The sequence below is a fragment of the Frigoribacterium faeni genome, assembly GCF_007988805.1.
Taxonomy (GTDB): Bacteria; Actinomycetota; Actinomycetes; order Actinomycetales; family Microbacteriaceae; genus Frigoribacterium; species Frigoribacterium faeni.
On sequence record NZ_BJUV01000001.1, the window covers coordinates 45,681 to 71,044 of the forward strand.

Below are 25,364 nucleotides of genomic sequence, written 5' to 3' on the forward strand. Positions count from 1 at the left end.
ATGATAGTGCGACGGACCCTCGGGCCCGCTCAGCGCACCGCCGTGGTGGCCCGGTCTCGTCCGGTGAGGTCGGTGGTGGTGGCGGGTGAACGCCAGCCGTCGGCCTCGAGGATGGACCGGATCGCGCCTCCCTGGAGTTCGCCGTGCTCGATGACGAGGGTCCCGCCGGAGTGCAGGAGGCGACGTGCGGTGAGCGACAGCGCCCGGACCAGCACGAGGCCGTCGTCTCCACCGTAGAGCGCGAGCGCCGGATCGTGCAGACGCACCTCGGGATCGCGCGGGATCATGCCGAGCGGGACGTACGGCGGGTTCGACACGACCACCGAGACCGTGCCGTCGAGCTCGGGCAGGGCGTCGCGCATGTCGCCCTCGACGAGCCGGACGTTCGCCGCTCCCACCGACGCGATGTTGCGCCGGGTCCAGACGGCCGCGTCCGGCGAGAGCTCGACCGCCACGACGGACGCGTGCGGCACCTCCGTCGCCAACGCGAGGGCGAGTGCTCCGCTGCCCGTGCCGAGATCGACCGCCACCGGATGCGGGGTCGCCGTGGCACGGAGCGCGTCGATGGCGAGTTGGGCGACGCCCTCGGTCTCGGGACGCGGCACGAAGACGCCGGGGCCCACGTGCAGCTCGAGCGAGCGGAACGCGGCCGTGCCCGTGATGTGCTGGAGGGGCTCCCGGGAGGCGCGTCGCGCCACGGCCGCGGACATCGCGTCGACGACATCACGGGCGAGGCCCGCCCGTGTCACGGCGCGGGCACGCAGGACGCCCCGCTGCAGCCCGGTCACGTGGCCGAGCAGCAGCTCGGCGTCGACCTCCGGGGTCGGGACGCCGGCATCGCGCAGCACCGCCGACGCAGCCGCGAGGGCGGCGTCGACGGTGCTCACGGCGCGGAACGCGTCGGCGACCGGGACGGTCACGACGCGGTGTCGCCGATCTCGGCGAGACGAGCCTCTTCGTCGGCCTGGATGCAGGAGTCGATCACGGGCCCCAGCGCGCCGTCCATGACGGCGTCGAGGTTGTACGCCTTGTAACCGGTGCGGTGGTCGGCGATCCGGTTCTCGGGGAAGTTGTACGTGCGGATCCGCTCGGAGCGGTCCATCCCCCGGATCTGGCTCTTGCGGGCGTCGGACGCGATCGCGGCCTGCTCCTCCTGCTGGCGGGCGAGGATGCGCGCGCGAAGGACCCGCATGCCGGCCTCGCGGTTCTGCAGCTGGCTCTTCTCGTTCTGCATCGCGACGACGATCCCGGTCGGGAGGTGCGTGATGCGGACCGCGGAGTCGGTCGTGTTGACCGACTGGCCGCCGGGACCGCTCGATCGATAGACGTCGATCTTGAGGTCGTTCTGGTTGATCTCGACCTCCTCGGGCTCGTCCACCTCGGGGAACACGAGCACGCCCGTGGTCGAGGTGTGGATCCGCCCCTGCGACTCGGTCGCGGGCACGCGCTGGACGCGGTGCACCCCGCCCTCGTACTTGAGGTGGGCCCAGACGCCTTGCGACGGGTCGCTCGCGTTCGACTTGATCGCCACCTGGACGTTCTTGTACCCGCCGAGGTCGGAGTCGTCGCTCTGGATCATCTCGGTCTTCCAGCCCCGGGACTCGGCGAAGTGCAGGTACATGCGCAGGAGGTCGGCGGCGAACAGAGCGCTCTCCGCGCCTCCTTCGCCTCCCTTGATCTCCATGATGACGTCACGGCCGTCGTCGGGATCGCGAGGGATCAGGAGGCGCCTCAGGCGCTCCTGGGTCTCGTCGAGCCCCAGCTCGAGAGCGGGGACCTCGTCGGCGAACGCCTCGTCCTCCTTCGCCAGCTCCCGTGCGGCCTCGAGGTCGTCGCCCGCCTGCTGCCACGCCGAATGCGCAGCCACGATGCGGCTGAGCTCGGCGTAGCGACGGTTGATCCTCTTGGCGCGGGCGGCGTCGGCGTGGACGGCCGGGTCGCTGAGCTGGGTCTGCAGAGCGTCGTGCTCGGCCAGCAGCACCGCCACCGACTCGAACACGGGTCAGTGGTCCTTGTGGCCGTTGTCGTGCCCGTTGGCCGGGACCGACTTCTGGACCTGGACGAGGAACTCGACGTTGCTCTGGGTCTCGCGCAGGTTGCCGAGCACGATCTCGAGCGCCTTCTGCTGGTCGAGACCGGCCAGGGCACGGCGGAGGCGCCAGGTGATCTTGACCTCGTCGGGGCTGAGCAGCATCTCCTCGCGTCGGGTGCCGGAGGCGTTGACGTCGACGGCGGGGAAGATCCGCTTGTCGGCGAGGTGGCGCGAGAGACGGAGCTCCATGTTGCCGGTGCCCTTGAACTCCTCGAAGATCACCTCGTCCATCTTGGAGCCGGTCTCGACGAGAGCCGTCGCGAGGATGGTGAGCGAGCCGCCGTTCTCGATGTTGCGCGCCGCGCCGAAGAAGCGCTTGGGCGGGTAGAGCGCCGACGAGTCCACGCCGCCGGAGAGGACGCGACCTGAGGCCGGCGCCGCGAGGTTGTAGGCACGGCCCAGACGCGTGATCGAGTCGAGCAGCACGACGACGTCGTGACCCAGCTCGACGAGGCGCTTGGCGCGCTCGATGGCCAGCTCGGCGACCGTGGTGTGGTCTTCCGCGGGACGGTCGAAGGTCGAGGCGATGACCTCGCCCTTGACCGTGCGCTGCATGTCGGTGACCTCTTCGGGGCGCTCGTCGACGAGCACGACCATGAGGTGGACCTCGGGGTTGTTCTGCGCGATGGCGTTCGCGATCGACTGCAGGACGAGCGTCTTGCCGGCCTTGGGCGGCGAGACGATCAGTCCGCGCTGGCCCTTGCCGATCGGCGAGACCAGGTCGATGATGCGCGTCGACAGCTTCTGCGGCTCGGTCTCGAGGCGGAGGCGCTCCTGCGGGTAGAGCGGGGTGAGCTTGCTGAACTCGACGCGCTTGGCGGCCTCCTCGACGGGCTGGCCGTTGATCGAGTCGATCCGCACGATGGCGTTGTACTTCTGACGGCCCTGACCCTGCTCGCCCTCACGGGGCTGACGGATCGCGCCGACGACGGCGTCGCCCTTGCGCAGGTGGTACTTCTTGACCTGGCCCAGCGAGACGTACACGTCGCTGGCGCCGGGCAGGTAGCCGGTCGTCCGCACGAACGCGTAGTTCTCGAGGACGTCGAGGATGCCCGCGACGGGGATGAGGACGTCGTCCTCGGTGATCTCGGGCTCGAGGTCGTCGTTCTGGACGCTGCCGCGGCCGCGCTTGCGGTCACGCTGGCGACCACGACCCTGGCGGGCCTCGTCGGCCTGCTGGCCGTTCTGCGGGCCGTTGTTCTGGGGGCCGTTGCCCTGCTGGCCGTTGCCCTGCGCGGCCGGTGCCTGGTCTCCGCGACCGGAGTCGGCCTTCTCGCCGCCGTTCTGCTTGGCGGGCTCGTCCGACTTCGGGGCGTCGGTCTGGCCGCTCTGGCCGTTCTGACCGTTCTTGCGGTCGCCGCGGTTGCGGTTGCGGCTGCGGCGGCCACCGCCCTGCTGGCCGTTCTGCTGGTCGGCGCCGTTCTGGTCGGCGCCGTTCTGCTGCTCGGCGCCGTTCTGCTCGCTGCCGTTCTGGTCGGCGGTGTCGTCGCTCGGGGCGACGGCGGCCTCCGGCGCGCTGGCGGGGGCGACGTCGGCCGACGGCACGGCCGCGGCCTCGGCGACGCTCGCATCGGTCGCTCGACGCGAGCCGCGACGGCCACGGGACGGACGCTCGGCGGCGGGGGCCTGCTCCACGGCGGCCTCGACCACGGGAGCCTCGGCCACGACGGCGGCGGGGGTCGTGGTCGGCGACTCGACGACGGGGCTCGTGCCGGTCTCGCCGGCGTTGACGTGGTCGCTGGCGCCACGCTGGGCCGGCGCACCGGCGGCGGAGGTCGCGCGGCGCGATCCGCGGCGCCGGGCCGCAGGGGCCTCGGCGACGGGGAGCTCGACGGACGCGGCGTCGGCGGTCGCGGCGTCGGCCGTCGGGGCCTCCGCCGAGAGGTCGAGCGTCGGCTGCGCGGCGGTCGTCGCGGCCGGGACGGACTGCTCGGCGGACCCCGAGGAGGCGCCGTCGGTCGCGGCGGCGGTGGCGGCCTCGGTCGAGGCGATGGCGGCGACGAGGTCGCCCTTACGGAGCTTGGACAGGCCGCTGATGCCGAGCGACGAGGCGAGAGCCTGCAGCTGCGGCAGGCGCATGGCGCTCAGTTCGGCGGTGCGATCGGTGGACGCGGAGGTGTCGACGTCAGTCACGGGATGGGTTCCTTTCGCTCCCCCGCTCGGAACGGCGGGGCAGAGCTGGTCGCACCTCGTTGCCTCTGGCCTGCATGACTTCGCTGCAGGAGAGGCTCTCGGAGGTGCGGTGCACGACTGCCGGATCGGCAGGCGGACACTGCTGGATGTGCACTACGGGATGGTTGCGACCCGGGGACTCGAAGACGTGAAACCCCATGCGGCCCGGGTGCGATCGCGTCGACCTCTGGTCGGCGGAAACCTGCCCGAACGGTGCTAGATGCCCAGGAAATCTGAGTTTTCTACCGGGTGCGCTACGACTGTAGCACCTTTGAGATCGACGGCCAGCATCAGCGCGTTCCACTCGGAGATGCCGTGCTCGGCCACCAGCTCGGCGGCGAACAGCCGCTGCGCGGGGTCGCTGCCGAGCACCAGGAGCGAGGGCCCGGCGCCGGAGACGACCGCCGCGAGACCGGCGTCGCGGAGCAGGCGGATGAGGACGTCCGTCTCGGGCATCGCGCTCGCCCGGTAGCTCTGGTGCAGGCGATCCTCCGTCGCGGCATGCAGGAGCTCCGGGCTCTGGATCAACGCGGCCACCAGCAGCGCCGACCGCGACACGTTGAAGGTGGCGTCCTCGTGCGGCACCGAGGCGGGCTGGAGACTGCGCGCGAGCTTGGTCGACAAGGTCGACTCGGGGACGAAGACCACGGGCGACACGCCCCGGTGGACGAGGAGGCGCTTGTGCGCCGGCCCCGAGGACGTGGTCCACGCGATGGTCAGACCGCCGAACAGGGCGGGCGCGACGTTGTCGGGATGACCCTCGAGGTCGGTCGCGATGGCGAGGAGCTGCGCCGACGTGAACGCGACGTCGCCCTCGAGCAGCCCCTTCGCCGCCATGATGCCCGCCACGATGGCGGCGGCCGACGACCCGAGCCCGCGGCCGTGCGGGATCGCGTTGCGGGCGTCGAGGCGGAGGCCGGGGAGCTCTCGGCCGACCGACGCGTAGGTCGCGGCGATCGCCCGCACCACGAGGTGCGAGTCGTCGGTCGGCACCTCCCCCGCCCCGACGCCGGTGACGTTCACCTCCACCCCCGTGCCCCGGGTCGACGTGACGACGAGCTCGTCGTAGAGCGAGAGGGCGAGACCGAGCGTGTCGAAGCCGGGACCGAGGTTGGCCGACGTCGCCGGCACGCGGACCAGGACCGACCTCACGGCCGGACCGAGGGTCATGCAGACGCCGGGACGAGCCCGAGCACCTCGGCGACGCGCGCCGTGTCGCTCGCCACGACCGTGGGTTCGACGTTCGAGCCGTCGGCACGGCGGAGCGCCCACTGCGGGTCCTTCAGACCGTGGCCCGTGACCGTGAGGACGACCGTGGCCCCCGCGGGCACCACGCCGGCGTCCGCGCGCTCGAGGAGTCCCGCGACGCTGATGGCGGAGGCCGGCTCGACGAAGACGCCGACCTCGGCGGCCAGGATCTTCTGCGCCGCGAGGATCGCCTCGTCGGTGATGGCGCCGAACCAGCCGTTCGTCAGATCGCGTGCCTCGAGGGCGAGCTGCCAGGACGCGGGGTTGCCGATCCGGATGGCGCTCGCGATCGTCTCGGGGGCCTTGACGACCTCGCCGGCGACGATGGGAGCCGACCCGGCCGCCTGGAAACCGAACATGCGCGGCAGCCGGGTGGCCCGGCCGGCCTCGAGGTCCTCGCGGTAGCCCCGGGTGTACGCGGTGTAGTTGCCCGCGTTGCCGACGGGGATGAAGTGGAAGTCGGGAGCGTCGCCGAGCACGTCGACGACCTCGAACGCGGCCGTCTTCTGGCCCTCGATCCGGTCGTTGTTGACCGAGTTGACCAGGTGCACGGGGTAGTTGGCCGCGAGGTCGCGGGCGATGTCGAGGCAGTCGTCGAAGTTGCCCTGGATCTGCAGCAGCTGTCCGTCGTGCGCGACGGCCTGGCTGAGCTTGCCCATCGCGATCTTGCCCTCGGGCACGAGCACGGCCGCCGTGATGCCGGCGTGTGCGGCGTAGGCGGCGGCGGACGCCGAGGTGTTGCCGGTCGAGGCGCAGATGACGGCCTTCGCGCCGTGCTCGACGGCCTTCGAGATCGCCATGGTCATGCCGCGGTCCTTGAACGAACCGGTGGGGTTCATGCCCTCGTACTTGACGAAGACCTTCGCCCCGGTGCGGGCCGACAGGGCTGGAGCCGGGATGAGGGGCGTGCCGCCCTCGCCCAGGGTGACGATCGGGGTCGCCTCCGTCACGTCGAGACGGTCGGCGTACTCGCGCAGGACACCCTGCCACTGGTGGGCCATCAGGCTCCTTCGACTCTCAGGACGCTCGTGACGGAGTTCACGACCGGGGATACTTCCAAGGCGGCGACCGTGGCGGCGAGAGCGGACTCGCGGGCGCGGTGCGTGCCGATGATCAGAGTAGCGGTGGCCGGCGACCCGGTCTCGCCGTGTGACGCCTCGGGGCGGACCCCGCCGGTCTGCTCGACGCTGTGGACGCTGACGCCGTGCTGGCTGAGCACCCCCGCCACCTCGGCGAGGACCCCGGGCTGGTCGGCGACGTCGAGGGTGATCTGGTACCGCGTCGTGACGTCGCCGATCGGGAGCACGCGCAGATTGGCGTGCGTCGACTCGGCCAGGCCGGGGCCGCCGATGACGTGGCGACGCGCGGCGGACACCAGATCGCCGAGCACGGCGGACGCGGTCTCGACTCCGCCGGCGCCGGCGCCGTAGAACATGAGGTCGCCGGCCGCCTCCGCCTCGACGAACACGGCGTTCTTGGCGCCGTGCACGGCGGCGAGCGGGTGGTCGAGCGGCACGAGCGCGGGATAGACCCGGGCGCTGACGCCCTCGGCGCCATCGGAGTCCACGAGTCGCTCGCAGATCGCGAGGATCTTGACGACGTATCCCGCCTTGCGGGCGGCGACGACCTGCTCGTGCGTGACGCGGGTGATGCCCTCGCGGTGGACCGCCGACAGCGGCACGGTGGTGTGGAACGCGAGACTGGCCAGGATGGCCGCCTTCTGGGCGGCGTCGTAGCCCTCGATGTCGGCGGTCGGGTCCGCTTCGGCGTAACCGAGCTCGGTGGCCGTCGCGAGAGCCGACTCGAGCGTGTCGCCGTCGGTGTCCATCCGGTCGAGGATGAAGTTGGTCGTGCCGTTGACGATGCCCATGATGCGGACGATGCGGTCGCCGGCCAGGCTGTCGCGCAGCGGGCGGATGATCGGGATGGCCCCGGCGACGGCGGCCTCGTAGTACAGCTGCGCCCCGACCTGCTCGGCGGCCTCGAAGAGCTCCGGACCGTGGCTGGCCAGCAGGGCCTTGTTGCCCGTGACCACGTCCGCCCCCGAGCCGAGGGCCTTCAGCACGTGGCTGCGCGCGGGCTCGATGCCGCCCATCAGCTCGACGACGATGTCGGCACCGAGGATGAGCGACTCGATGTCGGTCGTCATCAGCTCGCGGGGCAGGTCGACGTCGCGCTTGGCGTCGAGGTCGCGGACGCCGATCCCGACGAGCTCGAGTCCGGCGCCGGCCCGCCCGGCCAGGTCGTCGGCCTGCTCGAGGAGCAGCCGGGCGACCTGGGACCCCACGGAACCGGCGCCCAGCAGGGCGACCCTCACGTTGCGGTATTCGATCATGGCGTTCCGTTTCTCTGGATGGGTCCGCGGTCGCGCGGCTCGTGTCGGTGAGGAGGACGGGCGGCAGGTCACCCGAGGCCGGCGTCGCGCGCGAGCAGGTCGGCCTCGGTCTCGCCGCGGACGATCACGCGCGAGGCGCCGTCCCGCACGGCGACGACCGGAGGCCGGCCGACGTGGTTGTAGTTGCTGGCCAGGCTCCAGCAGTAGGCGCCCGTCGCGGGCACGGCGAGGAGGTCGCCGGGCGACACGTCGCCCGGGAGGTAGTCGGCGAGGACGACCAGGTCGCCGCTCTCGCAGTGCTTCCCGGCGACGCGCACGAGGGCCGGAGCAGCCGAGGAGGCGCGGCCGGCGATCGCGACCGAGTAGTCGGCCGCGTAGAGGGCCGTCCGCGCGTTGTCGCTCATGCCGCCGTCGACGCTGACGTAGCGACGCACGGCCTGCCCCGCGCCGTCGTCGAGCGACACGACGACGTCCTTGATCGTCCCGACCTCGTAGAGCGTCGTGCCCGACGGACCGATCACGGCGCGACCCGGCTCGACCGCCATCACCGGCACCGGGATGCCGAGCCGTCGGCACTCGGCCTCGACGATGTCGGCCAGGGCGGCCGCCAGCTCCCCGAGGGGCCTGGCGTCGTCGGCGCTCGTGTAGGCGATGCCGAAGCCGCCGCCGAGGTTCAGCTCGGGCACGTCTCCGTCGCGGAGGAGGTCGGCGTGCACGCCGAGGAGCCGCGCGGCCGCCTCGGCGAAGCCGTCCGAGCCGAAGATCTGCGAACCGATGTGCGAGTGCAGGCCGAGGAACCGCAGAGCCGCCCGGGCGCGGATCGACGCGACCACGTCGGGTGCGTCGGAGAGGGGCACGCCGAACTTCTGGTCCTCTCGAGCGGTCGCGAGGTACTCGTGCGTCGACGCGTGCACACCCGAGTTGACGCGCAGTCGGACGGCCTGCACGACGCCGTGCCGTTCGGCGGCCTCGGCGACGCGGACGACCTCGTCGGCGTTGTCGAGCACGATGACGCCGATGCCGGCCTCGACGGTGCGGTCGATCTCGGCGAGGGACTTGTTGTTGCCGTGGAACCCCATGCGGGCGGGGGCGACGCCGGCGGCCCTGGCGACCGCGAACTCGCCGCCCGTGCAGATGTCGACCGACATGCCGGCCTCGCTGACCCAGCGAGCGACCTCGGCCGACAGGAACGCCTTGGCCGCGTAGTACACGGAGACGGTGGTGCCGATGCGGCCGAACTCGCGGCCGAACGAGGCGACGGCGTCGGCCGCCCTCCCCCGGGCGTCGTCCTCGTCGACGACGTAGAGCGGAGTGCCGTAGGTCGCGGCGAGCTCGCCGGCCCGGACTCCGCCGACGACGATCTCGCCGGTGGCGTCGCGACGCGCCGATCGGGACCAGACGGACTCGTCGAGCGCGTTGGCGTCGGCCGGCTCACGGAGCCAGGCGGGGGCGAGGGGGTTCGGCGACACGGATACCTCGGTGGTCGGGGACGGCGGGATCGGATCAGAGCCTAGCGACAGCGCGCACGGCCACGAGCCGTCAGGAGCAGGTGGCGCCCTCGTCGAGGGTCGCCGTCGAGAGGTCGAGCCCCGCCGACGACAGATCGACTGTGGCGCGCTCGGGAGTGACGGCGACATCGCTGATGGTCGCCTCGGCGGGGAGGTACTCGGCCACGCACACGGACGTGGCGAAGTCCCCGAGGAACCGCGTGAGGTCGATCCGCAGCGACGTCTCGGGCAGCGAGGCGGCCGTGGGGGCGAACGCGATGGCCCGGCCGCCGTCGGCCACCGTGGGCGACGCGGACACGTCGACGGGGACGTCGCCGACGATCGGGATCTGGAAGGTCTTCTCGTAGGTGACCGATCCGTCGCCGAACGACACCGTGCCTCCTGAGTCGCGGACGCCCTGCAGGGCGTTCACCGTCGAGGCGTCGGCGGAGATCGTGCCCCGGACGGCGCCGGTCTCGCCGGCGAGGTCGGTCGGGACGTCGGCCGCGTCGATGCGGAAGCTCACCGGGTCGGACGCCGAGCCGGACGACAGGGTCACCGAATCGAGCGTGCCCCGAGAGAGCTGCCAGAGGATGGAGAGACCGTGGACGTCGACGGTCACGTCGTCGATGCCGGAGGTGGACTCGATCTCGGACGCCGCCCTGTCTTCGATGACCGCCCTCGTGATGACGTCGGCGACGACGGCGACGATCGCGAGCATGGCCACCAGTGCGAGGAGGACGACGACCACGAGCAGGGGGCGTCGACGGCGTCGCCGGGTCACCGGCCTCTCGACGAGGAGGTCGTCGGGGGCGCTCATCGGTCGCCCCCGGAGGACCGCGCCGTGCTGACGGCGATCACATGCGGTCCGGTGCGCTGACGCCGAGCAGGCCGAGCCCGTTGCGGATGACCTGACCGGCCGCGTCGTTGAGCCACAGGCGGGTGCGGTGCAGGTCGGTGACGGCCTCGTCGCCGAGCGGGGTGACGCGGCACGAGTCGTACCAGCGGTGGTAGGTGCCGGCCAGCTCCTCCACGTAGCGGGCCACGCGGTGCGGCTCGCGCAGCTCGGCGGCCTGGCGGACGACGCGCGGCAGCTCGGCGAGGGCGCCCAGCAGGGCGGCCTCGGTCGGGTGCGAGAGCAGGGCGGCGTCGAAGGCCTCGCGGGTGACGCCGGCGGCTTCGGCGTTGCGGGCCACCGCCCGCGTCCGGGCGTGGGCGTACTGGACGTAGAAGACCGGGTTGTCGTTGCTGCGCCTGGTGAGCAGATCGAGGTCGATGTCGATCGAGCTGTTCACCGGGCTCCGCACGAGCGAGTACCGACCGGCGTCGACGCCCACCGCGTCGACGAGGTCCTCCATCGTGACGACGGTGCCGTTGCGCTTCGACATGCGCAGCGGCTCGCCGTCGCGGAGCAGGTTGACCATCTGGCCGATGAGGATCTCGAGGTTCACCCCGGGCTCGTCGCCGAAGGCGGCGCACATGGCCATCATGCGGCCGACGTAGCCGTGGTGGTCGGCGCCGAGCATGATGAGGTTCCGCTCGAAGCCGCGCTCGCGCTTGTCGAGGTAGTACGCCAGATCGCCCGCGATGTAGGCGGCCTCGCCGTCGGTCTTGATGATGACGCGGTCGCGATCGTCGCCGAACTCGGTGGTGCGCAGCCAGGTCGCACCCTCGGCCTCGTAGACGTGGCCCAGCTCGCGGAGCCGCGCGACGGCCCGGTCGACGGCCTTCGACTCGTGCAGCGCGTTCTCGTGGAAGTACACGTCGAAGTCGACGCCGAAGTCGTGGAGCGACGCCTTGATGTCGTCGAACATGAAGTCCACTCCGACCGAGCGGAACGTCTCCTGCGCCTCGTCGCGCGGCAGGGCGCGGACGTCGCCGTCGACGGCGGCCATGACGCGGTCGGCGATGTCGGAGATGTACTGCCCGCCGTAGCCGTCCTCCGGGGTGGGCTCGCCCAGCGCACGGGCCAGCAGGCTGCGGGAGAACCGGTCGATCTGCCCGCCGTGGTCGTTGAAGTAGTACTCGCGCGTCACGAGGGCGCCCTGCGCCTGGAACACCCGGGCCAGGCTGTCGCCGACGGCCGCCCAGCGGACGCCGCCGAGGTGGATGGGACCGGTCGGGTTGGCCGAGACGAACTCGAGGTCGATGGTGACGCCCTCGTAGTAGTCGCCGCGGCCGTAGGCGTCGCCCTGCTCGACGATCGACTGCGCGAGCAGCCCGGCTGCGGCGGCGTCGAGACGGATGTTGATGAACCCGGGCCCGGCGACGTCCACGTCGGCGACCCCGTCGACCTCGGCCAGCTCACCCGCGATCTCGGTCGCGAGCTCACGCGGGCTGCTGCCGACGCGCTTGGCGAACTTCATGGCCACGTTGGTCGTCCAGTCGCCGTGGTCGAGGTTGCGAGGCCGCTCGAGGACGACGTCCGCGGGGGTCACCGCGACCTCGTCGGCCAGGCCTCGACGCTCGAGCACACCCGAGACGACGGCGAGGAGGGACGTGGAGAGTTCGGCGGGAGTCACGGTGGACGATCTTACCGGCTGCGGCCTCCTCGGGACGCAGCCTCCGGTCGCCTCCCGAGGTCGCGTCGGTCAAGATGGGAGCATGACGTCGAACCACCGCCGCGCCCGGAGCGGACTCCGTGCCGCCGCCCTCGTCGGACTCGCCCTCGCCTCCCTGTCGGCCTGCACGGCGACCGGCGCGACCTCGCCCACGACGCCTCCCTCGTCGGCGCCGGAAACGAGCGGCTCGGCGACCACCGCATCGCCGACCCCGACCGCGCCCGCTCTGGTGAGCACGCCGTTCGCCGCCGACTGCGCCGCGCTCGTCGATCCGGCGACCCTGGAGTCCAGCTTCCCCGGGCTCACGGTCGCGGACGCGCCCGATCCGGGCACGGGAGTCGACGCCGCCGACGACGACGACGACGACGCCACCGCGACTCCGCTCCAGCAGGTCGCCGACGCCGACGGGACGCTGTGCGCCTGGACCGATGCCGCGGGCGACGAGTTCACCCTCGGCGTCGCGCACTACGACGACGCGGGCCTCACCTCGCTCGCGAACGAGCTGGTGGCCTCGAGCAACTCCGTCCCGACCTACGGGGTCGAGGGGTACTTCCAGGTCGACGGCGGCACCGGCCGCGCGGACTTCTTCCCGCTGCCCTACTACGTCGTGCTCGAGTCGACGGCCTTCGTCGAGCCGGGCTCGGCCGAGCCGATGGCCGCCCAGGTGGTGGCGGCGCTCGACGCGACGGGCACGGCCGGCTGACCCGCGCCTCCTCGGCTCCGGCTCGTCCGGCGGTCAGGCCGCGTGGGCCACGGCCCGGACCGACGCGACGGCGGCGCGCAGCCGTCCGAGCAGCGCCGGCAGCTGCGCACGGTCGGAACCGCGGTCCTCCGGGTGCCACTGCACGCCGGTGACGGGCGCCGAGCGGTGCTCCACGGCCTCCACCGTGCCGTCCGACGACCGGGCGACGACGCGCAGCCCGTCGCCGAGACGCCCGACGGCCTGGTGATGGGCGCTGCGCACCCGCGCGCCGACGCCCAGGGCGGCGGCCAGACCGCTGCCGGGCTCGATCGCGACGTCGTGGCCGACCATCGACCGATCGGCCGGGACGTCCGCGGCGCGGTGCAGGCCGTGCGCGTCGTCGAGGTGCTGCACGAGAGTCCCCCCGAGCGCCACGTTGATGATCTGATGCCCGCGGCAGATGCCCAGCAGCGGGGTGCCGCGACCGATCGCCCGACGGACGAGCGCGATCTGCGCCGCATCGGCCACGACGTCGTGGCTCCCCTCGGCGACGTAGCCGGAGCCGCCGCCGTAGAACTCCGGGGCGATGTCCTCGCCGCCGAGCACGACGATCGCGTCGGCGGCGTCGCTCAGCCGGAGCAGGTCGTCGACGCCGAGGTCGCCGGCCGAGAGCCGGTCGGCCGCCCAGCCGCCCTCGCCCGCGTCGGCCAGCACCTGCGCCACCATCGTCTGCACGTACGCGTCGTAGCGCGGGGCGTGCGGGCGGCGGCGGGTCACCTCGACGACGGCGAGGCGGAGCGGGGCGCGGGACATGACCCCATCGTCGTCACGTCCGCGCCGGGACGCCAGCCGCGTTGCGTCACGTTACGACGCGCCGCGCCGCGCCTCAGGGCCAGAGGGAGGCGCGGGTCCAGCCGTCGCCGTCGCGGTCGTACCGCAGACGCACCTGGTCGCGCCCGCTCGTGGCCTGCCAGAACTCGATCGACGAGGGCTCGACCCGGTAGGCCGTCCAGTCGTCGGGCACGAAGTCGTCGTCCGCCGCGATCCGCTCGCGCGCCGCTGCCAGGCTGCGCCGCGCCTCCTCGGGGTCGTCGACGACGGTGCTCTGCGGCACGGCGATCGCGCCCGCCCGCGAGTCGGGGTGGCGCGATGTGAAGTCGGCCTCGCTCGCGGCCCGCGGTCCGGCGACCGCGCGCCCGACGACCCGGATCTGTCGTCCGCGCTCCGACCAGAAGAAGGTCAGGGCCACGCGGGGATCGGCGCCGATCTGGCGACCCTTCGGGCTGAGCGACGACGAGGCGAACCAGAACGCGTCGTCGACGTCCTTGAGCAGCACGACGCGGGCGGCCGCCCCGCCTCCGGTGTCGACGGTCGAGAGCACCATCGCCTGCGGCTGGGCCACGCCGGCGTCGACCGCGTCGATCAGCCAGTCGACGACCAGGCTGCGCGGGTCGTCCGGCGACTCGTCGGCGACGAGGGCGGGCAGGTCGGGATGCGGGGGCTTGGCCCCGCGGAGACGGTCTCGCAGGGCGGGGGCGGGGGCGTCGGAGCTCATCCGCCCACCCTGCTCCCCCGACCCGAGCCGCGACCGGACGAGTCGCGCGTCGGAGGACCCGCCGAATCGCTGCTAGCCTTGTCGACGACCCGGGCCCCCATAGCTCAGGGGATAGAGCACTGCCCTCCGGAGGCAGGGGCGAAGGTTCGAATCCTTCTGGGGGCACCCTTCTCCTCGTCTCGACCGCGATGGTCCTCCTCGTCGCAGGCGACGACGGCCGTCGTGCGATCAGCCGAACGTCTGCGGCCGCGTGTCGTCCGCGCGGTCCTCGCCGCCGCCGGTCGAGTCGCGCTCCAGCTCCCGTCGGAGCAAGCGCTCACTGACCCCCAGGTGCCGGGCGATGTCGCGGACGGGCGCCTCGTCGGCCAGCATGTCGCGTGCGATGCGGAGTCGATGCCGGCTCACGGTCTGGCGCCGGGGCTGACGCGCATCGCGCTTCCTCCTCTCGGCCGCGAGACCGACCTCGGCCTCGACGGTCCGTTCGTGCGCGGCGAGCGCCGACGCGGCCCGGAAGAAGAACCTCCCCCACGGGCCGATCTCGTCGATCCCCTCGTCCAGGCTGCGGAGGGCGACACCGCGCTCGTCGAGGTCGGCCACGAGCGCGAGCAGGTCGGCGACCGTGCCTCCGAGGCGATCGAGCCGGGTGACGACGAAGACGTCGCCGTCGCGGAGCGAGGCCAGGGCGTCGGCCAGGAAGGGCCGCCGAGCCCGGAGCCCGGTCGCGCGGTCGATGTAGATGCGTTCGCAGGCGGCGGCTTCGAGTGCGGCCTGCTGCCGGTCGGGCGACACGTCGTCGTCCGAGATCCGCGCGTAGCCCACGACGCTCATGGCCCGAACCCTCCGAGGGAGACGAATGGCCCCGCCGAGGCGGGGCCGTGGTCTGGTCGCCTCACCCGCCGGGCGGGTGAGCCGCGTCGATCAGCTGTACGTCAGGGCGATGACCGCGACGTCGAGGGTGCGGTAGGCCCCTTCGGCGCGCGTGGCCGAACGGACGCGACCGCGCAGGACCTCGAAGCGGCCGTCGGTCTCGCGGACGAAGCCGATGACGCCGGCCGTGGGGGTCGAGACGCGGTGATAGCCCTCGCCCAGCGGGATGACCTCGGCGCGGGACGTCTTCTCGAGAACAGCTCCCATGGTGTTCCTCCTCTTGCTGTCGCCGGACCGGCACTGGTCCGACGGATGAAGAGTACGCGTGGACACCCCGCGATCGGGGTACAGATCGCCCAGGAACCATCACACGGGTGGTGGCTCGGTCGGTCGGGCGATCCGGCGCCGCGCCGTGGCCGTCACGCCGACGCTCGCCGCGGTCACGAACGTCAGCGCGACCAGTTCGCGCAGGCCCAGCCGCTCCCCGAGCACGACCAGCCCTGCGAGCGCCGCGACCGCCGGCCCGAGGCTCGACAGCACGCCGAACACGCGCGTCGGCAGGCGGCGGAGCGCCACCATCTCGAGGGCGTAGGGAACGGCCGAGGTCGCCAGGGCGACGATCGCGAAGACGCCGAGGAGGCGCGGGTCGGCCGAGACCGCGGCCGTCGCGTCCGCCGCGCCGAAGGGGACGACCACCACGGCGGCGACGAGCATCGAGACGGCGAGTCCGGACAGGGAGTCCCGGCGCCGTCCGAGGCTCGCGTTGGCGACGATGTAGCCGGCCCAGAAGGCCCCCGCACCGAGGGCCAGCACGACTCCGATCGCCGGGATCGTCCCGCTCGAGTCGGAGCCGAGCACCACCACGCCGGCGAGCGCGAGCACCGCCCAGCCCGCGTCGAGCCATCTCCGGGTCTGCGCGAGCGCGACGACGAGGGGGCCGAGGAACTCCAGGGTGACCGCGACGCCGAGCGGGACGACGTCGATGGCGAGGTAGATGAGGGAGTTCATGCCGGCGAGCGCGAGGCCGAGGAGGACGACGCCGAGCCAGGTGCGGGCGTCCCAGCCCCGCACCCGGGGCCGGAACACGACGAGGAGGATGACGGCTCCGAAGCCGAGTCGCAGGGCCGCGGCCCCCATCGGGCCGAGCGCCTCGAAGTGCGTCCGGGCCAGGGCGGCGCCGAACTGGACGGAGAAGATGGCGGCGACCGCGAGGACGGGCGCGGGGACGAGCTCGAGCGACGGACGTCTCACGACGGGACTCTCCTCACAGGGACCGGCCGGACGGGACGGCGGTCGGGACGTGTGCCGCGGGCGGCCGTGGCCGCGACGCGGCACTACGATCGTGGCATGCCCGACGCTCTCTCCGTCACCTCCTCGGTGATCGAGCTCTTCGGCTGGTTCGGCTTCGTCGTGGGGACGCCGTTCGTCCTCGCCGGAGCCGCGCTGCGGAGCCGCGCCCGACGCTACGAGGAGACGGTCGCCGTGGTCATCCCGGCCCCCGCGTACGCGCGCGTGGCGACCGCCCGCTGGATGGACTCCTGGGGCGACCTCCACGAGACGCAGTTCGAGGAGTACGCGATCGAGACGCCGGTCGAGACCGAGCTGACGGTGCACTACGACCCCCGCCGCCCCTCCCGGGCCCGGACGGATGCGCCGCATGAGGACGGGCGTGCGCTGACGATGGTCGGCCGGGTGCTGCTGAGCGTCGGAGCGGTGTGCGCCCTCGCCTCGGTGGCCCTCCTGTTCGTCGACTGACCGACGACGCGGACGGCGTCACTAGACTCGGCCCCAATCGTCGAGGGGAGAGTCGTGGGCGTCATCACACGGGCAGTCCGGTTCGCGGCGGCGACGGCGTTCGGCGCCGTCGTCCTGATCGCCGGGACGACGATCGGCGTCTCCCCCGCCCATGCCGAGGCGCCCGTGGACCTCGCGGGCTCGTACGTGGTCGACCAGGCCGGTGTGCTCGATCCCGACGACGAGCAGCGGGTCGAGCAGTCGCTCGACACCCTCGCGGCCGAGAACGGCACGAACCTCTTCGTCGTCTACGTCGACTCGTTCAGCTCGCCGTCCGATCGGACGGACTGGGGCCGGGCGACGGCCGAGCTGAATCAGCTGGGGGTCAACGACATCCTGCTCTCGGTGGCCGTCGACGACCGCCTCTACGACCTCTCGATCGCCGACGACTCCGCCGTCACCGCGGCGGACCAGGCGAGTCTCGAATCCGACGTGCTCGTCCCCGAGCTGCGCGACTCGGACTGGGCGGGCGCCGCGACGTCGTTGGCCGCCGCGCTCGGTTCCGACGGGGCGGACTCCGGGGGCGGTGGCGACGCCACCTGGCTGCTCTGGACCCTGGGCGTCCTGGCCCTCGTCGTCGTCGTGGTGGTGGCCGTCGTCCTGCTGGCGCGCGGCCGTCGCCGCCGGCGGCTGCTCGAGCGGACCCGCGCCGAGCTGACCGAGCTCGAGCGCCGCGCGGCGGGCATGCTCGTCGCGCTCGACGACGAGATCACCGCGGGTGCCCAGGAGGTCGGCTTCGCGTCGGCGCAGTTCGGCGACGAGGCCGCCCGGCCGTTCGTCGCGGCCGTCGCCGCCGCACGCGAGAGCGCGCGTGAGGCGTTCGAGCTGAGGCAGCGACTGGACGACTCCGTGCCCGACTCGGACGAGCAGCGTCGCGAGTGGACTCAGCGCATCATCGAGCTCTGCGAGAGCGCCGGCGAGGCGCTGGACACGCAGTCGGACGCCTTCGACGAGCTCCGTCGCGCCGAGGACGACGCTCCGCGCGACGCCGCGGCCCTCACGGACGAGGCGCGCGTCCGCCGCGCCCGCCTCGACGACACGCGCGCCACCCTCGTCTCGCTCGCACGGACGTACTCCCCCACGGCCGTCGCCACCATCGTCGACAACGCCGACCAGGCCGATCGGCTGCTCGACTTCGTCTCGGAGTGCCGGTCGGCGGCCGAGGCCCACCTGACGTCCGCCGAGACCGGACAGGCCGTCGCCCGTATCCGCGCCGCCCGTCAGGCCCTCGGCCAGGTCGACCAGCTGGCCGACGCGGTCGACCGCTCCGCGTCCGCGCTCACCACGGCGGGCAGCACCATCCCGGCCATGACGGAGGATCTCCGGTCCGACCTCACGACGGCTCGATCCGTCGATCCGTCGAGCTCACCGTCCGGAGGCGACCTCTCCGCTGCCGTCACGGCCACGCAGGAGGCTCTGCGCTTCGCGGAGACGACCCGCGACGATCCGCTCGCGGTCATCGATCGTCTCGACACGGCGAACAGCCGGATGGACGCCGCCCTCGCGGCGGTCCGCGACGCCGAGACCGCCGCCCGGCGCGCCCAGGCGGCTCTCGATCAGGCGCTGCTCTCCGGCCGCAGCCGGATCAGCGCGGCCCGCGACTTCATCGAGACCCGCCGCGGAGGCATCGGTCCCGGACCCCGTACCCGGCTCTCGGAGGCCGAACGACACCTGGCGACCGCCGTGTCGCTCGCGACCACCGATCGCGACGCCGCGCTGGGCGAGGCGCATCTGGCCAATCAGGCGGCCGAGGCCGCGTCGACCGAGGCGGCCGCGGAGGTCTCGTCGTACCAGCAGCAGTCGCCGTTCTCCCCGGGCGGCGGGCGGGGGTCGGCGGGGGCCGACCTCGGGGGCATCGTCACCGGTCTGATCATCGGCGGCATGTTCAGCGGAGGCGGCCGCGGCGGAGGCGGCTTCGGCGGCGGCGGTGGCTTCGGCGGCGGAGGCGGCGGCGGCGGCGGCCGACGCTCCGGCGGCGGCCGGTTCTGAGCGGCTCTCCCCCGGCCCGCACGACTCCGCACGGTCCACGATCATCACCAGCATCATCACTCGAAGGGAACACACCATGTCGAAGCAGTCCATCTTCGGTCGGATCGCCCAGCTGACCCGAGCCAACGTCAACGCCCTGCTCGATCAGGCCGAGGATCCGGGCCTCATGCTCGATCAGCTCGTCCGCGACTACACGGCCAGCATCTCGGACGCCGAGAGCGCGGTCGCGCAGACGATCGGCAACCTCCGCCTCATCGAGCAGGACCACGCCGAGGACGTCGCCAACGCGGCCGAGTGGGAGCGCAAGGCCCGTGCGGCGAGCCGCAAGGCGGACGAGCTGCGGACGGGAGGCAACACCGTCGACGCCGACAAGTTCGACGCCCTGGCGAAGGTCGCCCTCGGCAAGCAGCTCTCCGCGGAGAAGGAGGCGAAGGACGCCGAGCCCACGATCGCCTCGCAGACCGAGGTGGTCGACCGCCTGAAGACCGGTCTGACGCAGATGCGGGGCAAGCTCGACCAGCTCAGCAGCAAGCGGGACGAGCTGAACGCGCGCGTGAAGACCGCCGAGGCCCAGTCGAAGGTGGCCGACGCCGTCAAGAGCATCGACCTGATGGACCCCACCAGCGAGATCAGCCGCTTCGAGGACAAGGTCCGTCGCGAGGAGGCCAAGGTGCTCGGCCAGCAGGAGCTGGCCGCCTCCAGCCTCGACGCGCAGTTCGAGGACCTCGAGGACCTCGACGAGCAGACCGAGATCGAGGCCCGGCTGGCCGCTCTGAAGCTCGGGGCGTGACGGCGGTCCCCGCGGGTCCGGCCGTGCCCACGGCCGAGGCCGTGGGCGCCCGTCGCCGAGGGGCCGACCGTCTCGTCGGAGTCGACGTCGCGCGAGGGATCGCCGTCCTCGGGATGTTCGCGGCTCACATGTGGCCGCGCGACCTGCTCGACGAGCGGTTCTTCGACGGCCGCTCGGCCATCCTCTTCGCGACGCTCGCCGGCGTCTCCCTCGGGCTCGTCTCCGGGGGCGCCTCCCCCGCGCCTCGGGATCGACGTGGACCGGTGGCGGGGTCGATCGCGATCCGGGCGGCCCTCCTGATCGTGCTGGGCCTCCTGCTCCAGGCCTGGAACGCCTACGTCCTCGTGATCCTGCCGTACTACGGGGTCATGTTCGTCCTGCTGCTGGGGCTGCTCTGGCTGCCTCGCCGCGCACTCGTGCCCGTCGGCGCCGTCGTGACCCTGGTCGCGCCGTACCTCGCCGGCCGCGTCCCCGTCGACGGCTTCGGCGACACGACGCTCACCGGTCCGCTCGGCCTCGCCGCCGACGCCCTGCTCGTCGGCGCCTACCCGGCGCTCGTCTGGCTGCCGTTCCTCATCGCCGGTCTCGTGGCCGCGCGGAGCGATCTGCGCCGCCGACGCACCCAGCTGACCATGGTGATCGTCGGCGCCGTCGCGGCGGTGCTCGGGTACTCCGCGAGGTTCCTCCCCGGCGCCGGGGCCGTCCCCGCCCTCGACCCCGCCGACCACGAGGGCATGCCCGCCGAGATCGTCGGCTCCGGCGGCGTCGCCGTCGCCGTGATCGGGCTCCTGCTGCTCGTCACCGGTGCGGGTCGTGAGATCGGCGCACCGACGGCGATCGCCCGGACCGCGCTCTCGCCCCTCGCGGCCACGGGCGCGCAACCGCTCACCGTCTACACCCTGCATCTGCTCATCACCGCCCCGCTCTTCACGGCCTACCGGTTCGCCGGAGGCTCCTACGGTCTCCCTCTCGGCTGGCTGGTCACGGCCGTCGTCGGCACGCTCGTCTACGCCTCGCTGTGGCGGCGGTTCGTCGGACGGGGTCCGCTCGAACGCCTGGTCGCGAGGGCGAGCCGGCCCTGGGACCGACCCGGCGACGTGTCGTCGGGATGACCCGCGCCTCCTCGGGGACGACTCCTGTCGACCGGGCGTCGGCTGTGCCAGACTGACGCCCGTGAGGTTCGTCGTGGTTCCGCAGTGGCAGGGTTCTCCGTCGTCGAGGGCGATGCGACTCGCCGAGGGCGCCTACGCGATCCTCGGCGATCTGCCCGCGAAGGCGACCACGCTGGTCGAGGTGCCCGTGGGCGCCGGCGATTCCCTGGGCACGCGGATCCACCGACTGTCGTCCGTGCTGTCGATCGCCGAGGCGGTCGGGCGCGAGCTGCGGTCCGACGACTCGCCCGCGCTCGTCGTGGGCGGCGACTGCGGCGTCGAGTACGCCGCCGTCCGTCACGCGCTCACCCCTCGCACCGCGGTGGTCTGGTTCGACGCCCACCCCGACCTGCACAGCCCGCGGAGCAGCGAGAGCGGCGCCTTCAGCGGCATGGTGCTGCGCGCCCTGATCGGCGACGCGACCGACGAGATGCCGTCGCTCGAGCCCGGCCCCGTCGCCGAGCCGCTCGACCCCTCCCGGGTGGTGCTGGCGGGCACCCGGACCTTCGACGACGCCGAAGATCTCTACGTCGAGAGCCGCCGGGTGCGCTCGGTCTCGTCGCTCGACCTCGCACCCGACGACGTCGTCGCGGCCGTCGCCGACTCCGGGGCGACCGAGGTCTACATCCACATCGACCTCGACGTGCTCGACCCCGGCAGCCTCGACGGTCTGCTCGCGCCCCAGCCGTTCGGCATCGAGCCGGCCGTGCTGATCTCGACGATCGCGGCGCTGAAGGCCCGATTCACCCTCGTCGGAGCCGGCCTGTGCTCGTTCGCGCCGGTCGACGCCGCCCACGCGTCGGACGACATGGGCACCATCCTGCGCATCGTCGGGGCGCTCTCGCGATGACCCCGTCGACCTCCGACGACCGCCCGCGGGTCAGCGTCGAGCAGCGCGGGCACGTCCTGCTGATGGGGCTCGACCGCCCCGAGAAGCGGAACGCCGCCGATCTCCGGATGCTGCGCGAGCTGGCGCTCGCCTACGGCCGGCTCGACCGCGACCCCGACCTCCGCGTCGGCCTGCTCTTCGCGCACGGCGACCACTTCACGGCCGGGCTCGACCTCGGCGACGTGATGCCGGCCGTGACCGACGCCGGGCTCGACGTCGTGCCCGAGGGCGGCATCGATCCGTGGCAGGTGCACGGCCGCTCGCTGAGCAAGCCCGTCGTGATGGCGGCCCAGGGCACCTGCCTGACCCTCGGGGTCGAGCTGGCCCTGGCCAGCGACATCGTGGTGGCGAGCGGCGACGCGCGGTTCGGACAGATCGAGGTCGGCCGCGCCATCCTGCCCTTCGGCGGGGCGACGATCCGTCTGCCCCGGCGGGTGGGGTGGGGCGACGCGATGCGCTATCTGCTGACCGGCGACCTGATGGACGCCGAGGAGGCGCGGCGCATCGGACTCGTGCAGGATCTCGTCCCCGAGGGCGCCGCTTTCGGTCGGGCGCTCGAGCTCGCGGAACGGATCGCCGTCCAGGCCCCCCTCGCCGTCCAGGCCACGCTCGAGAACGCCCGCCTCGCGGTGCGCGAGGGCGACGCCGCGGCGGAGCGGCGGCTGCAACCGGAGCTCGTGCGCCTGCTCGCCACCGACGACGCGCGCATCGGATTCGAGGCGTTCGTCGCCCGCAGCGATGCCGAGTTCACCGGCCGCTGACGAGAGCGCCCATGCGAAGAGCCCGCCCGCCCCGAGGGGCAGGCGGGCTCTGAACGCGGCAGCGCAGCCTACTTGAAGACGTCTTTCACGTCTTCGCCGGCCTTCTTCGCCGTCGCGGAGGCCTGGTCCTTCTGGCCTTCGACCTTGAGGTCGTCGTCACCCTTGTGGTCACCGACGGCCTCTTTGGCCTTACCCGCGATGTCTTGAGCGGCGTTCTTGATCTTGTCGTCGAGTCCCATGGTGACCTCCTCATGTTGGCGCGTCAGCGCGTGATGACTGCACGATATCCACGCCGCGGATCGCCCCGACCGAACGCACACCTGGCGTTCAGGAACATCACCGTTCCCGGCCAGGGCGGCGCCGGGCATCCACCCTGGCGCGAGGACTACGGTCGAGCGATGACGACTTATGACCTCATCGTGATCGGCGCCGGCGCAGTCGGCGAGAACGTGGCGGACTACGCCAAGCGAAACGGCCTCTCGGTCGCCCTGGTCGAAGCCGACCTGGTCGGCGGCGAATGCTCGTACTGGGCCTGCATGCCGTCCAAGGCCCTGCTCCGCTCGACCTCCGTGCTGCGGGCCGCGCGCTCGGTCGGAGGCGCGGCCCAGGCCGTGACGGGCGACGTCGACGTCGCCGCGGTGCTGCGCCGGCGCGACTCGTTCACCAGCGGCTGGGACGACTCCGGTCAGGCCGACTGGGTCTCCGGCGCCGGCATCGACCTCGTCCGGGGCCACGCGACCATCACCGGCGTCAAGGAGGTGACCGTCGACGGGGTCGTGCACACGGCGACCCACGCCGTCGTGGCCGCGACCGGCTCGACGGCGCTGCTGCCCGACATCCCGGGTCTCGCCGACGCGCGCCCCTGGACGAGTCGCGAGGCGACCAGCGCGACGACCGTCCCGCAGAGCCTCGTCGTCATCGGCGGCGGCGTCGTCGCCACCGAGATGGCGACGGCGTACCAGGGACTCGGCGCGACCGTGACCCTGGTCGCCCGCAGCGGACTCCTCGGCGGGCAGGAGCCCTTCGCCGGGGAGCTCGTGGCCGACGGCCTGCGCGAGCTCGGGGTCGACCTGCGCGTCGGGGTCTCCCCGACGAACGTGCTGCGCACCGAGCACGACACCGTCGAGGTGACCCTGGACGACGGCAGCACCGTGGTCGCCGACGAGGTGCTCGTCGCGACCGGGCGCCTGCCCCGCACCTCGGACCTCGGACTCGAGAACGTCGGCATCGAGCCCGGCGACTGGCTGCAGGTCGACGACACCCTGCTGGTCCACGGCACCGACTGGCTCTACGGCGTCGGCGACGTCAACCACCGCGCGCTCCTCACCCACCAGGGCAAGTACCAGGCCCGCGCGGCGGGCGAGGTCATCGCGGCGCGGGCGCAGGGCCGCGAGCTGTCGACCGCCCCATGGGGCGCGCACGTCGCCACGGCCGACGACGCGGCCGTGCCCCAGGTCACCTTCACCGACCCCGAGGTCGCGAGCGTCGGCCTCACCGCCGACGCCGCGACCAAGCGCGGCATCGACGTCCGGGTCGTCGACTACGACCTCGCGGCCGTCGCGGGCTCGGCTCTGCACTCCGACTCGTACAAGGGCCAGGCCCGCATCGTCGTCGACGAGTCCCGCAAGGTGATCGTCGGCGCCACGTTCGTCGGCCCCGACGTCAGCGACCTGCTGCACGCCGCGACCGTCGCCGTCGTCGGCGAGGTGCCGATCGGCCGCCTGTGGCACGCCGTGCCCTCGTACCCCACGGTCAGCGAGGTCTGGCTGCGCCTCCTCGACAGCTACGGGCGCCCGTGACGGGTGTCGTCGTCGACTCGCCGCTCTCGCGTCTCGGCTGCTCGTTCGCGACTCTCGTGGGGCTCACGATCGGCGTGCCGCTCAGCACCGGCCGGGTGCGCGTGGTCGGCGACCTCATCGTCTGCCGAGGGCTCCCCCGCTGGGCCTTCAAACGGGGCGGCACGTGCATCGGGCGGGTCTACCTGACCCGCGACAACGACGGCCCCCGCGTGCTGCGCCACGAGGCCGTGCATGTCACCCAATGGCGGAAGTACGGCATGCTGATGCCACTGCTGTACTTCCTGGCCGGCAGCGATCCACTGACGAACAGGTTCGAGATCGAGGCCGGCCTCGAAGAAGGGGGTTATCGATGACCCGCACCGTGATCATCACCGGAGCCAGCAGCGGCATCGGTCGGGAGGCCGCGAGGGCCCTGGCGAAGGGCGGAGCCGACCTGGCGATCGTCGGCCGCAACCCCGAGAGGACGACCGCCGTCGCGGAGGAGGTCGGCGGCACCGCGTTCACGGCCGACTTCGACCGACTGGACGACGTCCGCGCGCTGGCCGAGCGCCTCCTCGACCGCTATCCGCGGATCGACGTGCTGGCCAACAACGCCGGGGGCCTCGTGAACCCCCGAGGCGTCACGGCCGACGGGCATGAGCGCATCTTCCAGTCGAACCACCTCGCCCCGTTCCTGCTGACGAGGCTCCTGCTGCCGCGCCTGGTCGAGAGCGGAGCACGCGTCGTCTCGACGGCGAGCGTCGCGAACCTGTTCGGCCGTCTGCGCCTGGACGACCTCGACTGGTCGAAGCGCCCCTGGCTCGGCGGCTGGCGACAGTACGGCACGAGCAAGATCGAGACCATCCTGTTCATCCGTGAGCTCGCGAAGCGCACCGGACTCGAGGCGTTCTCGTTCCATCCGGGGATCGTCAAGACGAACTTCGGGGCCGACTCGCCCATGTGGCGCATGGCCAACGTGCTGTCCAACGGTCACTACGGCATCTCCGCGGCCGCCGGTGCGCTGCCGCTCATCCAACTGGCCGGTCCGAGCACGGTCGGCGTGCCGAGCGGCACCTACTTCGACCAGCTGAAGCCGAACGGGCTGGTCGTCGGTCAGGCGAAGGACGATCACCTCGCCGAGGCCCTCTGGGATCGCAGCTCCGAGCTCGTGGGGCTTCCCGCCGAGGTCTGACACGCACCGCGGGCGGGCCGG

25 protein-coding genes and 1 tRNA gene are annotated in these 25,364 nt (G+C 72.8%); 11 read left to right on the top strand and 15 right to left on the bottom strand.

The window, feature by feature from the left end; all coding sequences use genetic code 11:
* Positions 1–29: 29 nt before the first annotated feature.
* The 9 genes from prmC to argS all read right to left on the bottom strand — a co-directional run bounded on the left by prmC (position 30) and on the right by argS (position 11,856).
* Positions 30–920 carry a peptide chain release factor N(5)-glutamine methyltransferase gene (gene prmC / locus FFA01_RS00205; RefSeq protein WP_371859147.1) on the bottom strand — a complete coding sequence of 297 codons (891 nt, stop codon included), beginning with the start codon at positions 918–920 and terminating at the stop codon, positions 30–32.
* Entirely contained in the window at positions 917–1,999 is a 1,083-nt protein-coding gene (gene prfA / locus FFA01_RS00210; protein WP_146851729.1) for a peptide chain release factor 1, read from the bottom strand. Before prfA ends, prmC begins: the two co-directional genes overlap by 4 nt.
* Before the next feature lie 3 nt (positions 2,000–2,002).
* Positions 2,003–4,225 (bottom strand): transcription termination factor Rho, encoded by a 2,223-nt coding sequence (gene rho, locus FFA01_RS00215; protein ID WP_182501109.1) that lies wholly within the window; start codon positions 4,223–4,225, stop codon positions 2,003–2,005.
* A 255-nt stretch (positions 4,226–4,480) separates the two neighbouring features.
* The gene (gene thrB / locus FFA01_RS00220; RefSeq protein ID WP_146851732.1) at positions 4,481–5,434 is read right to left on the bottom strand and encodes a homoserine kinase; all 954 of its coding nucleotides are present in this window, start codon (positions 5,432–5,434) and stop codon (positions 4,481–4,483) included.
* Positions 5,431–6,513: a threonine synthase gene (thrC, locus tag FFA01_RS00225; protein WP_146851735.1), complete on the bottom strand. Its 1,083-nt coding sequence runs from the start codon at positions 6,511–6,513 to the stop codon at positions 5,431–5,433. Before thrC ends, thrB begins: the two co-directional genes overlap by 4 nt.
* Positions 6,513–7,847 carry a homoserine dehydrogenase gene (locus FFA01_RS00230; RefSeq protein ID WP_146851738.1) on the bottom strand — a complete coding sequence of 445 codons (1,335 nt, stop codon included), beginning with the start codon at positions 7,845–7,847 and terminating at the stop codon, positions 6,513–6,515. Before FFA01_RS00230 ends, thrC begins: the two co-directional genes overlap by 1 nt.
* A gap of 68 nt (positions 7,848–7,915) precedes the next feature.
* Positions 7,916–9,316 (bottom strand): diaminopimelate decarboxylase, encoded by a 1,401-nt coding sequence (gene lysA, locus FFA01_RS00235; RefSeq protein WP_146851741.1) that lies wholly within the window; start codon positions 9,314–9,316, stop codon positions 7,916–7,918.
* Between the two features lie 70 nt (positions 9,317–9,386).
* Positions 9,387–10,154, bottom strand: a complete 768-nt coding sequence (locus FFA01_RS00240) for an LmeA family phospholipid-binding protein (protein WP_146851744.1) — start codon at positions 10,152–10,154, stop codon at positions 9,387–9,389.
* 37 nt (positions 10,155–10,191) lie between these two features.
* Positions 10,192–11,856: an arginine--tRNA ligase gene (gene argS, locus FFA01_RS00245; RefSeq protein WP_146851747.1), complete on the bottom strand. Its 1,665-nt coding sequence runs from the start codon at positions 11,854–11,856 to the stop codon at positions 10,192–10,194.
* 82 nt (positions 11,857–11,938) lie between these two features.
* Between argS and FFA01_RS00250 the strand changes: the two genes are divergently transcribed.
* Entirely contained in the window at positions 11,939–12,598 is a 660-nt protein-coding gene (locus FFA01_RS00250; RefSeq protein WP_146851750.1) for a hypothetical protein, read from the top strand.
* A 33-nt stretch (positions 12,599–12,631) separates the two neighbouring features.
* Here FFA01_RS00250 and FFA01_RS00255 read toward each other — a convergent pair whose 3' ends face one another.
* Positions 12,632–13,390: a gamma-glutamyl-gamma-aminobutyrate hydrolase family protein gene (locus FFA01_RS00255; protein ID WP_146851752.1), complete on the bottom strand. Its 759-nt coding sequence runs from the start codon at positions 13,388–13,390 to the stop codon at positions 12,632–12,634.
* A gap of 73 nt (positions 13,391–13,463) precedes the next feature.
* Positions 13,464–14,132, bottom strand: coding sequence for a pyridoxine/pyridoxamine 5'-phosphate oxidase (locus tag FFA01_RS00260; RefSeq protein ID WP_146851755.1), 669 nt, complete (start codon positions 14,130–14,132; stop codon positions 13,464–13,466).
* Positions 14,133–14,225: 93 nt separating this feature from the next.
* Here FFA01_RS00260 and FFA01_RS00265 point away from each other — a divergent pair.
* Positions 14,226–14,297: transfer RNA gene (locus FFA01_RS00265), tRNA-Arg, on the top strand.
* A gap of 63 nt (positions 14,298–14,360) precedes the next feature.
* Here the strand turns inward: FFA01_RS00265 and FFA01_RS00270 are convergent.
* The 3 genes from FFA01_RS00270 to FFA01_RS00280 form a co-directional block, all read right to left on the bottom strand.
* Positions 14,361–14,960, bottom strand: a complete 600-nt coding sequence (locus FFA01_RS00270; protein WP_146851757.1) for a recombinase family protein — start codon at positions 14,958–14,960, stop codon at positions 14,361–14,363.
* A 90-nt stretch (positions 14,961–15,050) separates the two neighbouring features.
* On the bottom strand, positions 15,051–15,266 hold the full coding sequence (locus FFA01_RS00275; RefSeq protein ID WP_146851760.1) for a hypothetical protein: 216 nt from the start codon (positions 15,264–15,266) through the stop codon (positions 15,051–15,053).
* Positions 15,267–15,365: 99 nt separating this feature from the next.
* Entirely contained in the window at positions 15,366–16,250 is an 885-nt protein-coding gene (locus tag FFA01_RS00280; RefSeq protein ID WP_244289618.1) for an EamA family transporter, read from the bottom strand.
* 96 nt (positions 16,251–16,346) lie between these two features.
* On the opposite strand from FFA01_RS00280, the gene FFA01_RS16170 reads away from it, so the two are divergent.
* The 6 genes from FFA01_RS16170 (at position 16,347) to FFA01_RS00305 (ending at position 22,373) form a co-directional block, all read left to right on the top strand.
* A complete protein-coding gene (locus tag FFA01_RS16170) occupies positions 16,347–16,754 on the top strand; it encodes a hypothetical protein (RefSeq protein WP_244289619.1) in 408 nt (135 codons plus the stop codon).
* A 54-nt stretch (positions 16,755–16,808) separates the two neighbouring features.
* On the top strand, positions 16,809–18,782 hold the full coding sequence (locus FFA01_RS16050) for a TPM domain-containing protein (protein ID WP_146851765.1): 1,974 nt from the start codon (positions 16,809–16,811) through the stop codon (positions 18,780–18,782).
* A 76-nt stretch (positions 18,783–18,858) separates the two neighbouring features.
* On the top strand, positions 18,859–19,572 hold the full coding sequence (locus FFA01_RS00290; protein ID WP_146851768.1) for a PspA/IM30 family protein: 714 nt from the start codon (positions 18,859–18,861) through the stop codon (positions 19,570–19,572).
* Positions 19,569–20,684 carry a DUF418 domain-containing protein gene (locus FFA01_RS00295; protein ID WP_146851771.1) on the top strand — a complete coding sequence of 372 codons (1,116 nt, stop codon included), beginning with the start codon at positions 19,569–19,571 and terminating at the stop codon, positions 20,682–20,684. The genes FFA01_RS00290 and FFA01_RS00295 overlap by 4 nt, the downstream gene beginning before the upstream one ends.
* 61 nt (positions 20,685–20,745) lie before the next feature.
* On the top strand, positions 20,746–21,573 hold the full coding sequence (locus FFA01_RS00300) for an arginase family protein (RefSeq protein WP_371859148.1): 828 nt from the start codon (positions 20,746–20,748) through the stop codon (positions 21,571–21,573).
* A complete protein-coding gene (locus FFA01_RS00305; protein WP_146851774.1) occupies positions 21,570–22,373 on the top strand; it encodes a crotonase/enoyl-CoA hydratase family protein in 804 nt (267 codons plus the stop codon). The genes FFA01_RS00300 and FFA01_RS00305 overlap by 4 nt, the downstream gene beginning before the upstream one ends.
* A gap of 68 nt (positions 22,374–22,441) precedes the next feature.
* On the opposite strand, the gene FFA01_RS00310 is transcribed toward FFA01_RS00305, so the two are convergent.
* Positions 22,442–22,612, bottom strand: coding sequence for a CsbD family protein (locus tag FFA01_RS00310; RefSeq protein ID WP_146851777.1), 171 nt, complete (start codon positions 22,610–22,612; stop codon positions 22,442–22,444).
* A gap of 159 nt (positions 22,613–22,771) precedes the next feature.
* Between FFA01_RS00310 and FFA01_RS00315 the strand changes: the two genes are divergently transcribed.
* From FFA01_RS00315 to FFA01_RS00325, 3 genes are read left to right on the top strand one after another with little or no spacing between them, the layout of a single operon-like run.
* Entirely contained in the window at positions 22,772–24,172 is a 1,401-nt protein-coding gene (locus tag FFA01_RS00315; RefSeq protein WP_146851779.1) for a dihydrolipoyl dehydrogenase family protein, read from the top strand.
* Positions 24,169–24,525: a Fe-S oxidoreductase gene (locus FFA01_RS00320; RefSeq protein WP_244289620.1), complete on the top strand. Its 357-nt coding sequence runs from the start codon at positions 24,169–24,171 to the stop codon at positions 24,523–24,525. Before FFA01_RS00315 ends, FFA01_RS00320 begins: the two co-directional genes overlap by 4 nt.
* On the top strand, positions 24,522–25,343 hold the full coding sequence (locus FFA01_RS00325; RefSeq protein WP_146851782.1) for an SDR family NAD(P)-dependent oxidoreductase: 822 nt from the start codon (positions 24,522–24,524) through the stop codon (positions 25,341–25,343). The genes FFA01_RS00320 and FFA01_RS00325 overlap by 4 nt, the downstream gene beginning before the upstream one ends.
* Positions 25,344–25,364 lie beyond the last annotated feature (21 nt).